Genomic DNA, 9,779 nt, shown 5'->3' on the forward strand with positions numbered 1-9,779 from the left:
CGCTTTCGAGCAGCAATGCAACGGCTCTGCGCTTGAACTCCGGAGTATATTGTTGTCTTGACATAGTGACCTCGCTTTCGTTGATTGATTTGAAAACAAGGTGGGCACTAAATCAAGGACAGATCAGTCTAACATCTAATCGTGGTGCGCAGAGGTTTGCTATTTACGTATCGGCTTGAAAATTAAAAAGAGTAATATCGTCGATAAATCAATACGCAACCAGGGCGTAGCAATAATTCTAAAACTCATCCTATTGTTTTTCTTTTATTTTACTCTACCGACGATACCATCTTTGCTATGCACAAAATGATATTAAGATATTCGCCTAGGTGAAAAAACGGCAATAAAAAGATAAATATCATCTTTGACAGCATAGGGGATTTTCTAAAGCATACCCCTTATTTTTCTTATTTCCGCTCACTTGATGGGGTATCTTTGTATGTCGCGATTACACTGGGTTAATCACCGCCTGACCGCACTGATTCTATTGTTATTGCCGATCTTTACGCTTTCGCCGGCTCAGGCGGAATCGACCCTGCGCCTCGGCTACCAAAAATCGTCCACTCTGTTGACCATCCTCAAGCTGCAAGGCGAGCTGGAAAAAACCTTAAATCAGCAGGGAGTGAAGGTTACCTGGCATGAGTTCTCCAGCGGGCTGCCGCTGCTGGAAGCACTTAACCTGGGCAATGTGGATATTTCCGCCGATGTGGCGGACACGGTGCCGGTATTTTCACAGGCGGCCGGCGCCAGGCTGACCTACTTTGCGCTGGAAACCCCATCTCCCGCGGCTCAGGCGATTCTGGTGCCGGAGCATTCCCCGCTCAAAAACCTGGCGGAGTTAAAGGGCAAACGCATCGCCGTCACCAAAGCGGCGGGCAGCCATTACCTGTTAATTGCCGCCCTGACCAAGGCGAATCTCTCCTTTAAAGACATTACGCCGGCCTACCTGACGCCGGCTGACGGCCGGGCGGCGCTGGAAAGCGGCAATATCGACGCCTGGGTGACCTGGGAACCCTTTGTCTCCAGCGCCATCGTTCAGCAACGGGCGCGGGTTCTCGCCGATGGCAAAGGGCTGGCCAGCTATCAGCGCTATTATCTTGCCGCAACGGATTACGCCGGCCGGCATCCGGAAACTCTGAATATCATCTATCAGCAACTGGAAAAAACCGGCCAGTGGGTGAAAGCCAATCCCGACCAGGCCGCGGCGCTCCTGGGGCCGCTATGGGGAAATCTGGACGTCGATACGGTCAAACTGGCCAACGCCAACCGCACGTATCAGGTAAAACCGGTTACGCCCGACAGCCTGAGCGAACAGCAGCATATCGCCGACGCCTTTTTCAAGGAGGGACTGCTGCCCAAACGCATCGATGCGCAGGACGTCGCCATCTGGCATCCCACTACGGGCCTGAGTAAATGACCGCCGGCCGCTCTCGATGTCAGACGACACCCACGGAGAGCGACGCGGCGGTAAACCAGCTGGTTAAACGCGCGCGCGACGCCCAGCAAAGAATCGATCACTACCAGCAACGGCAAATTGATCGGGTGGTTGACGCGCTGGCCTGGGCCATTATCCATCCCGAACATAACCAGGCGCTGGCGGCCCAGGCCGTTGCGGATACCGGTCTGGGCGATATCAACGATAAGGTGGCGAAGAATTACCGTAAAACCATCGGCCTGCTGCGCGATCTTCAGGGAAAGCGCAGCGTCGGGGTCATCAATGAGATAGCGGAAAAAGGGATTATCGAGATCGCCCGGCCGGTGGGGGTTGTGGCGGCGATTACGCCGTCCACCAACCCGGTCGCCACGGTTATCAACAACATCATCAACGCCGTCAAATGCCGCAACGCCATTATTATCGCCCCCTCCCCGGCGGCGGCAAAGGTGTGCGCCCGCATGCTGGAGTATATCCACCACGAGCTGGATTTTGTTCAGGCGCCGCGCGATCTGGTACAGATGCTGCCGATGCCGGTCAATCGCCGCCAAACGGAGGAGTTACTGGAACAGGCCGATCTGGTGGTCGCCACCGGTTCACGGAAAAATATCGCCGCGGCGGTACAGAGCGGCACGCCGGCCTTTGGCGTCGGCTCCGGCAATGTCGCCAGCATCATCAGCGAAAGCGCCGATATCGAGAGCGCCGCCGCCCATATCGCGGCCTCCAAAACCTTCGACAACGCCACCAGCTGTTCGTCGGAAAATAGCCTGATCGTTCCGGCGGCGGTTTATCGGCAAACCCTGGCGGCGCTGATCAGGCAAGGCGCAGTGCTGTTAAGCGCTGCGGAAAAGCGGCAGCTCCGGCAGACGCTGTGGTCGGCGGGGAAACTGGCCCGCGATAGCATTGCCCGCCCCGCCGGGCGGCTGGCGGAAATCGCCGGACTGGCGCGCGCGGAATGCCGTCAAGCGCGTTTTCTGCTGGTGGAGGAGCAGGGAATCGGCCCGCAGTTTCCCTTTTCCGGCGAAAAGCTTGCGCCGGTATTGACCCTGTATCAGGTTGACGATTTTCACCATGCCTGTGAGACGGTAAAAGAAATCTACCGCTGGCAGGGCGCCGGCCACTCCGTGGGCCTGCATACCCGTGACGAGCGCGAGGCGATGCAGGCCGGGCTTACGCTGCCGGCCAGCCGGGTGATCGTCAATCAGGGGCACTGTTTCGCCACCGGCGGCAACTTTAATAACGGCCTGCCCTTTACCCTGACGCTGGGCTGCGGCACCTGGGGCAAAAATCATTTCTCGGATAATCTCAACTATCGTCATTTTTTTAACCGGGTCAGCGTCGTCTCGCCGATAGCGGAACAGGTTCCGACGCTGGAGGACGTGCTGGGAGATTATTTGCAGAGGCGCTACCGATGAACGCGCCATTGACGACGTTACAGGATAGCTTGCTGCGCCAGGCCGCCGCGCGCCCCGACGCCCACTTTATTCTGGCCGCGGAGTCGGCCGATACCCTGAGTTTCGCCCAGCTATTACACAGCGCCAGCGCCACGGCGCAGTGGTTGCAGGCGCAAGGCTGCCGGCCGGGGGATAAAATCGCCTTTCTGCTGAGCGGCGGTTTTGATACCGTCAGACTGGCGCTCTCTCTGATGCTGGCGGGATATGTGGTGGTGCCGCTTAATCTGCTGGCAACCGACGAGGCGCTGGCGTGGATTATCCCCCACAGCGACGCGCGCATTATTTTTACCTCCCGGCAGTTCGCGCCCCGTTTGCGGAACGTCGCGCGGCGGCTTCCCTCACCCGCTCCCGCCATCGTCACCGAGGAGCGGTGGCCCGCCGCGCCGCAGGCGTTATCCGCGCCCCCGGCGGCGCTTTACCGGCCGGCGCCGGCGCATCCGGCGTTATTGATGTACACCTCCGGCACTACCGGCAGGCCCAAAGGGGTACTGCTCAGCCATGCCAATCTGTTCGCCGCCGCGCGGGAAATCAGCCGCTGGCACCGGCTTGGCCCCGAGGATCGGCTGCTGAACGCCCTGCCGGTTTATCATATTAACGGCTGGGTTATCGGCACCCTGGTTCCGCTGTTTTCAGGGGGCAGCCTGGTCGCCATGGGGCGCTTTTCCGTCTCCGCCTGGTGGCAGACCGTCAGCAAACGTCGCTGCACCTGGCTGAATCTGGTGCCCACCATGATCGCCTTTTTATTGAACGCCCCCGGCGGCGCGCACCGCTATCCGCAGGTGAAATTTGCCCGCTCGGCGTCCGCGCCGCTGCCGCAAGCCCACCATCGGCAGTTTGAACGGCGTTTCGGCATCCCGGTGGTTGAGGGCATGGGGATGACGGAGTCCGCTTCGCTGGTTTTCTGCAACCCTCATGACGAGCGGGTATACGGCAGCGTCGGGCTGCCCTGCGGCGTTCAGGCGGCGGTGATCGATGCGCGGGGAGAGCCATTGGCGGATAACCGCGTGGGAGAAATCATGCTGCGCGGCGCCAGCGTGATGAACGGCTACCACCAGGATGCGGCGCAGACCGCCGCGGCCATCCGGGACGGCTGGCTGCGTACCGGTGATTTAGGCTACCGCGATGATAACGGCTTCTATTTTATTACCGGCAGGCTGAAGGAGCTGATTATCAAAGGCGGCGAAAATATCGCGCCGCGGGAAATCGACGATGTGCTGGTCAGGCACCCGGCGGTGCTGGAAGCCGCCGCGTTCGCCGTTCCCGACGCCTACTACGGACAGGAAATCGCCGCCGCCATCGTGCTGAAGGACGGTTGTCCGCTGGATGAAGCGGCGCTACGCGAGTGGTGCCGCCAGAAACTGGGGAAATACAAAACCCCGCGCGCTTTCCACGTGGTCGACAATCTGCCGCGCGGCGCGTCGGGGAAAATTCAGCGTCTCAAGCTGGGGGAACAGCTGGCATTGACCGCGCAGGGTACGCTCCCCCCTCAAACAAGTCAGGTAACCAACGATGAGCAAACAGCCGGAAAATATAAGCAACCTTATTAACGATAATTTCTGGATCCCTTTTACTCCTAACGGCGACTTTCGCCAGGACCCGAAGTTATTCACTCAGGCGCAAGGCGTTTACTATCAGGACCCGGCGGGCAAGCGCATTCTGGATGGGGTATCCGGGCTGTTTACCTCGGCGTTGGGACACGGCCGGCCTGAAATCGCCGAAGCGGTTTATCAGCAGTTGCTGACGCTGGACTATACCTCCAGCTTTTATCGCAGCCACCCGCTGGCGTTTGAAACCGCCCGCGAACTGGCGAAAATCCTGCCGCCGCAGCTTGACCGCATCTTTTTCGTCAATTCCGGTTCCGAGGCGGTGGACAGCGCGCTGAAAATCGCGCTCGCCTACCAGCGCGCCCGCAAACAGGCGTCGCGCACCCTGTTTATCTCCCGCGAACGCGCCTATCACGGCGTCAACTTCGGCGGCGTGGCCCTGAGCGGGCTGACCAATAACCGCCGCCAGTTCGCCGGCGGCTGGCCGCAGGTGGTGCATCTGCGCCACACCTGGCTGGAGGAAAACCGCTATAGCCGCGGCCAGCCCGAACATGGCGACTATCTGGCGGACGACCTGCAACGCCTGGTTGAACTGCACGGCGCAGAAAATATCGCCGCCTGCATTATCGAGCCCATCGCCGGCTCCACCGGGGTGCTGGTTCCGCCCAAAGGCTACCTGGAGCGCATCCGGCTGTTGTGCGATCGCTATGATATTCTGTTGATTATGGATGAAGTGATCTGCGGATTCGGGCGCACGGGCCAGGCGTTCGCCAGCCAGACGTTCAATATCCGCCCGGACATCATTACCCTGGCCAAGGCGCTGACCAACGGCACCCAGCCGATGGCCGCCGTCGCCGTCGATCGCCGCATTTACCAGCAGATTATCAACGCGGCGGACGAACAGAACATTGAGTTCTTTCACGGCTACACCTGGAGCGCCCATCCGGCCGCCTGCGCCGCGGCATTGGCCACCCTGCGGCTCTACCAGCAAGAGGACGTTTTCGCCAAGGGCGAAGCGCTCAGCGCCTATTTTCTGGATAAGCTGTTTGAATTACAGGATCTGGCGGTGATTAGCGACATCCGCGGCTTCGGGCTGCTGGGCGGCATCGATCTGCGCCCGGCGGAAAAACCCGGCCTGCGCGGCTATCGCTTGCAGAAGAAGCTGTTTGAGCAGGGGCTGCACGTTAAATCGACCGGGGATGCGTTGATTATCGCCCCGATCCTGCTGGCGACCCGCGACCATATCGATGAACTGTTCGGCACGCTGCGGCGGGTGTTGCACGAAGAGCGCTAGCTTCGCCTCCCCGCTGACGCCGCAGGGCATCAGCAGGATAGCCGCGTCAGGATGTCTGACCGTGCCAGGGAGCCAGTTTGCGTTGCAGATAACGCAGCCCGATCTCCATTACCACCGCTACGATGGCAATCACCAAAATCCCCAGGATCACCACATCGGTGACCAGAAACTGCGAGGCCGCCTGCACCATAAACCCCAGCCCCTGGGTGGCGGCCACCAGCTCCGCCGCCACCAGCGTCGACCAGCCGACGCCCAGCCCGATGCGGATCCCGATCAGAATATCCGGCAGCGCGCCGGGAAAAATCACATAGCGAATCAGCTGCCACGGCGTCGCGCCCAGCGTCTGGGCGGCGCTGACTCTGGCGGGATCCGCGCTGCGTACGCCGCCGGCGGTGGCGATAACCACCGGCGCCAGAATAGCCAGGTAGATCAACAGCACTTTGGAAAACTCGCCGATGCCGAACCAGATCACAATCAGCGGCAAATAGGCCAGCGGAGGAATGGGCCGGTAGAACTCGATAAGCGGATCAAATATCCCGCGGGCAATCCGGCTGCGGCCGATGGCGACCCCCAGCGGGATCGCCGTCGCCAGCGCCGCCAGCAGCGCCAGTCCGATACGTTGCAGGCTGGCGTATAAATGGTGCCACAGGGTGGAGTCCATATATCCCACCGTCACCAGTTGCCACAGCCGTCGCAAAACCGCGCCGGGAGAAGGAAGAAACAGGGGTTCAATCAGATTAAGCCGGGTGACCAGCCACCAGGTCAGCAGCAGCCCCGTCACGCTGAAAGAGCTGATAACAATCAGCGGCAGCGGTTTTTTAGCGCTGGGTTTGGGCGGTTTTCCGGCGTTATTTTGCCGCGTCGTCGCGTTATCAAGGGCGCTCATGACAATTTACCCTCCTCGTGGTTTGCAAACTGTTCACGGTCGGCAAACACGCGGGAGAGCACATACTCCCGCGATTCAATAAACAAGGGATCGGATTTTATCGCCCTGGCGCTCTCGCCGTCGGCGTAGCGCGTGCCGAACTCGAGCTTCAGATGCTCGACGATGCGTCCGGGATGGGGCGACATAACGATCAGGTCGGTGGCGAGGAAGATCGCCTCTTCAATATCGTGGGTGATCAAAAAAACCGGCTTGGCCGCTTTTTGCCACACGGTGAGCAACAGCTCCTGCATCTGCTCGCGCGTAAAGGCATCCAGCGCGCCAAACGGCTCATCCAGCAGTAAAATACGCGGGTCGGCCGCCAGCGCCCTGGCGATCCCCACCCGCTGCCGCTGTCCGCCGGAAAGCTGCCACACCGCCCGGCGGTCATAGCCTGTCAGCCCGACCTGCGCCAGCAGCCTGCGGGCTTTCTGCTCGCGTTCGGCCCTGGGCGCGCCGGCCAGCTGCAGCCCGAAAGCCACATTGCCCAGCACGTCCTGCCATGGCAGCAAAACGTCATGCTGGAAAACCACCCCGCGCTCCGGCCCCGGCCCGCTGATGGCCGCACCGTCAAGGGAGATGGTCCCGGCGACCGGCTGAATAAACCCGGCAATCAAATTAAGCAGCGTGGTTTTTCCACTGCCCGACGGCCCCAGCGCCACCATCAGCTGGCTGGCGGACAGCGTCAGCGAAATGTCTTCCAGCACCGGCCGTTCGCCAGCGCTATATTGCGCGCTAACCTGTTCAAGTTTCAGTAATGTCATCAGTCTATCCGCTGGCAAATCATCCCGCGCCCGGCAGCAGGCGCGGGGTCGCCGTCAAAACATCATTCCGGGACATATTTGGCGGTAACATAAGGCGAGTAGTCAGGCAAAACGGCATCGATGCGCCCCTGCTCCTTGAGAAACGCCGCCGTATCGCCGATGGCCTTCACCGTCGGCGCGCCCAGTGATTCCCGCTGCTCCTCCGCCAGCGGATAGGTATTTCCCTGCAACAAGCCGGGAATATCTTCCGCCTTGGCGCCGGTGATTTTCACCAGTTTGTCGATATTGCCTTTATCCGCCAGCCAGGCCTGCGGATCCTGGCGATAGCGGGCGTAGGCGTCCTGGGTGACTTTGGCGAACGCTTTCGCCGCCTCGGGATGCTTCTCGGCGAAGTCTTTGCGCACCAGCCAGACATCAAACGTCGGCGCGCCGAGCTTCGCCAGATCGCCGGAGGAGATCAGCACCTTGCCGCTCGCTTTCGCCACGCCGAGCGCCGGGTCCCAGGTATAGGCGGCGTCAATATCGCCGCGTTGCCAGGCGGCGCTGATCGCCGGCGGGTTAAGATTGAGGATCTGCACTTTTTTCGCGTCGATATTCCAGTGTTTGAGCGCCGCCAGCAGGCTGTAATGGCTGGTGGAAACAAAGGGCGTCGCCACTTTTTTACCGACCAAATCCGCAGGCGTGTCGATACCGGCGCCATTGCGCGCCACCAGCGCTTCGCTGGTGCCCAGTTTGGAGGCGATCAGCAGCGTTTCAACCGGCACCTTCTGGCTGACCGCGGCGGCATAAGGGCTGGAGCCCAGATAGGCGATCTGCACCCCGCCGGAGGCCACCGCGGCAATCACTTCCGCGCCGGCGTCAAATTTGCGCCAGTCGATTTTCAGCCCGGTGGCTTTTTCATACGCGCCGTCCGCCTGAGCCACCTGGGAGGGGTCGGGGATGGTTTGGTATGCCACGGTAAGATCGGCGGCGGCGGCGCTAAAACCGATGCTGATTAATACGCTTGCGGCCAACACCGGCCGAAAAAATTGATATTTCATCGCTATCCCCTATTAAATAGAAATATTTTTTCCTCTCGCTTGTGAAGACAATATACGATGAAAATCAGTAATAAAAACGCGTTGGCCATATAACTTATAAAACTAATATTTGCTGAAAAATAACTATAAAAACGCCATTGCAAAAAACATTTTAAATAAGAAAAAGCCTGCGCTGAAAATATTACCCCATGCCGCTGGGGATGGCGGAAGAAATTAAAAAAGCCCGCTCGGTTTCCCAAGCGGGCTTTTTTTTTCCGCGCTGCCGTCATTGAATTATCGGCGATCAGCCGCGTTGAACCTGAGCCGGTTTGGCGCCGTCGAGCACGCTGTGGATAACCGTCGCCAGTTCGTTGATTTCGAATTTCGCCACGTAGGCATCCGCCCCGACCTTGCGAACATGGTCTTCGTTGGCGCTGCCGGATAGAGAGGAGTGGATAATAACCGGGATATTCCTGAGGTAATCATCGTGCTTGATATTGCGCGTCAGCGTAAAGCCATCCATTTCCGGCATTTCCAAATCCGTCAGCACAAAGGCGATTTTGTCGGAAATCGGTCGGCCTTCCGCCTGCGCCTGTTGTGCCATCGCCTTGATTTTCTTCCAGGCCTCCAGTCCGGTCACGTGCATCGCCGCGGGGATCGCCATCATATCCAGCCCCTGTTGCAGCAGCGAACGGGCGACCTTGGAATCCTCGGCCACAATGGCAACCGCCCCCGGTTTGAAATTAAACGCCCTGGCCTGCTCGTCGTCTATATGGATATTACGGTCGACCGGGATGATGTCGTGCAGAATCTGTTCCACGTCCAGCACCTGGGCCAGGCGGTTACTCTCTTTATCGCTGTCCAGCCGGGCGATACTGGTGATGTAGCTGCTGCTGACGCCGGCTTCGGCGGTAAGCACCTGAGTCCAGTCAAGACGGACGATATCGTCAACCGACTCCACCGCGAAGGCCTGGGTGCTGCGCGCATATTCCGTCACCAGCAGAATATTGAGCCCGGTCTCCGGCACGCAGCCGGCGACGGCGGGGAGATCGATAACCGGAATAACCTGTCCGCGAATATTCACCATGCCCAGCATGGGCGACTTCATCCCCGCCGCTTTGGTCAGCGAGGGCATGGGAACGATCTCGCGCAGCTTGAATACATTGATACCGAACAGCTCCGACGGCAGTTCACGGGACGCGCTTCCTAAGCGGAACAATAACAGTTCAAACTTGTTAGCGGAGGTGAGATTGGTTCTCTCATCAATATCTTTTTGAAAATTATCCATGTTTTCCTCAATGCGAATACGTATTAATATCCGGTAACAAGACGACATCAGCGATGCGGGCG

General features: G+C 59.3%; 8 protein-coding genes. 4 read left to right on the forward strand and 4 right to left on the reverse strand.

Annotated elements, in window-relative coordinates; all coding sequences use genetic code 11:
• Window positions 1–439 precede the first annotated feature (439 nt).
• From MFP24_RS18715 to aptA, 4 genes are read left to right on the forward strand one after another with little or no spacing between them, the layout of a single operon-like run.
• The gene (locus MFP24_RS18715; protein WP_249231797.1) at window positions 440–1,417 is read left to right on the forward strand and encodes an aliphatic sulfonate ABC transporter substrate-binding protein; all 978 of its coding nucleotides are present in this window, start codon (window positions 440–442) and stop codon (window positions 1,415–1,417) included.
• Complete coding sequence (gene sauS / locus MFP24_RS18720; protein WP_249231798.1) at window positions 1,414–2,847, forward strand: acylating sulfoacetaldehyde dehydrogenase; 1,434 nt, start codon at window positions 1,414–1,416, stop codon at window positions 2,845–2,847. The genes MFP24_RS18715 and sauS overlap by 4 nt, the downstream gene beginning before the upstream one ends.
• Window positions 2,844–4,433, forward strand: coding sequence for a class I adenylate-forming enzyme family protein (locus MFP24_RS18725; protein WP_249231799.1), 1,590 nt, complete (start codon window positions 2,844–2,846; stop codon window positions 4,431–4,433). Before sauS ends, MFP24_RS18725 begins: the two co-directional genes overlap by 4 nt.
• Complete coding sequence (gene aptA, locus MFP24_RS18730) at window positions 4,396–5,724, forward strand: omega-aminotransferase AptA (RefSeq protein ID WP_249231800.1); 1,329 nt, start codon at window positions 4,396–4,398, stop codon at window positions 5,722–5,724. Before MFP24_RS18725 ends, aptA begins: the two co-directional genes overlap by 38 nt.
• Before the next feature lie 46 nt (window positions 5,725–5,770).
• On the opposite strand, the gene tauC is transcribed toward aptA, so the two are convergent.
• The 4 genes from tauC to MFP24_RS18750 all read right to left on the reverse strand — a co-directional run bounded on the left by tauC (window position 5,771) and on the right by MFP24_RS18750 (window position 9,717).
• On the reverse strand, window positions 5,771–6,610 hold the full coding sequence (tauC, locus tag MFP24_RS18735) for a taurine ABC transporter permease TauC (protein WP_249231801.1): 840 nt from the start codon (window positions 6,608–6,610) through the stop codon (window positions 5,771–5,773).
• Window positions 6,607–7,410, reverse strand: a complete 804-nt coding sequence (tauB, locus tag MFP24_RS18740; RefSeq protein WP_249231802.1) for a taurine ABC transporter ATP-binding subunit — start codon at window positions 7,408–7,410, stop codon at window positions 6,607–6,609. Before tauB ends, tauC begins: the two co-directional genes overlap by 4 nt.
• Window positions 7,411–7,472: 62 nt before the next feature.
• Window positions 7,473–8,450, reverse strand: coding sequence for a taurine ABC transporter substrate-binding protein (gene tauA, locus MFP24_RS18745; protein ID WP_249231803.1), 978 nt, complete (start codon window positions 8,448–8,450; stop codon window positions 7,473–7,475).
• Between the two features lie 283 nt (window positions 8,451–8,733).
• Complete coding sequence (locus tag MFP24_RS18750) at window positions 8,734–9,717, reverse strand: chemotaxis protein (RefSeq protein WP_249231804.1); 984 nt, start codon at window positions 9,715–9,717, stop codon at window positions 8,734–8,736.
• Between the last annotated feature and the right edge of the window lie 62 nt (window positions 9,718–9,779).

The sequence above is a fragment of the Brenneria tiliae genome, assembly GCF_023347575.1.
In the GTDB taxonomy this organism is placed as follows: Bacteria; Pseudomonadota; Gammaproteobacteria; order Enterobacterales; family Enterobacteriaceae; genus Brenneria; species Brenneria corticis.

What these genes read in the sequence shown, in the direction of transcription:
- sauS (WP_249231798.1), top strand. Translation starts at nt 1,414, where the DNA reads ATGACCGCCGGCCGCTCTCGATGTCAGACGACACCCACGGAGAGCGAC.
- aptA (WP_249231800.1), top strand. Translation starts at nt 4,396, where the DNA reads ATGAGCAAACAGCCGGAAAATATAAGCAACCTTATTAACGATAATTTC.
- tauB (WP_249231802.1), bottom strand. Translation starts at nt 7,410, where the DNA reads ATGACATTACTGAAACTTGAACAGGTTAGCGCGCAATATAGCGCTGGC.
- MFP24_RS18715 (WP_249231797.1), top strand. Translation starts at nt 440, where the DNA reads ATGTCGCGATTACACTGGGTTAATCACCGCCTGACCGCACTGATTCTA.
- tauC (WP_249231801.1), bottom strand. Translation starts at nt 6,610, where the DNA reads ATGAGCGCCCTTGATAACGCGACGACGCGGCAAAATAACGCCGGAAAA.
- MFP24_RS18750 (WP_249231804.1), bottom strand. Translation starts at nt 9,717, where the DNA reads ATGGATAATTTTCAAAAAGATATTGATGAGAGAACCAATCTCACCTCC.
- MFP24_RS18725 (WP_249231799.1), top strand. Translation starts at nt 2,844, where the DNA reads ATGAACGCGCCATTGACGACGTTACAGGATAGCTTGCTGCGCCAGGCC.
- tauA (WP_249231803.1), bottom strand. Translation starts at nt 8,450, where the DNA reads ATGAAATATCAATTTTTTCGGCCGGTGTTGGCCGCAAGCGTATTAATC.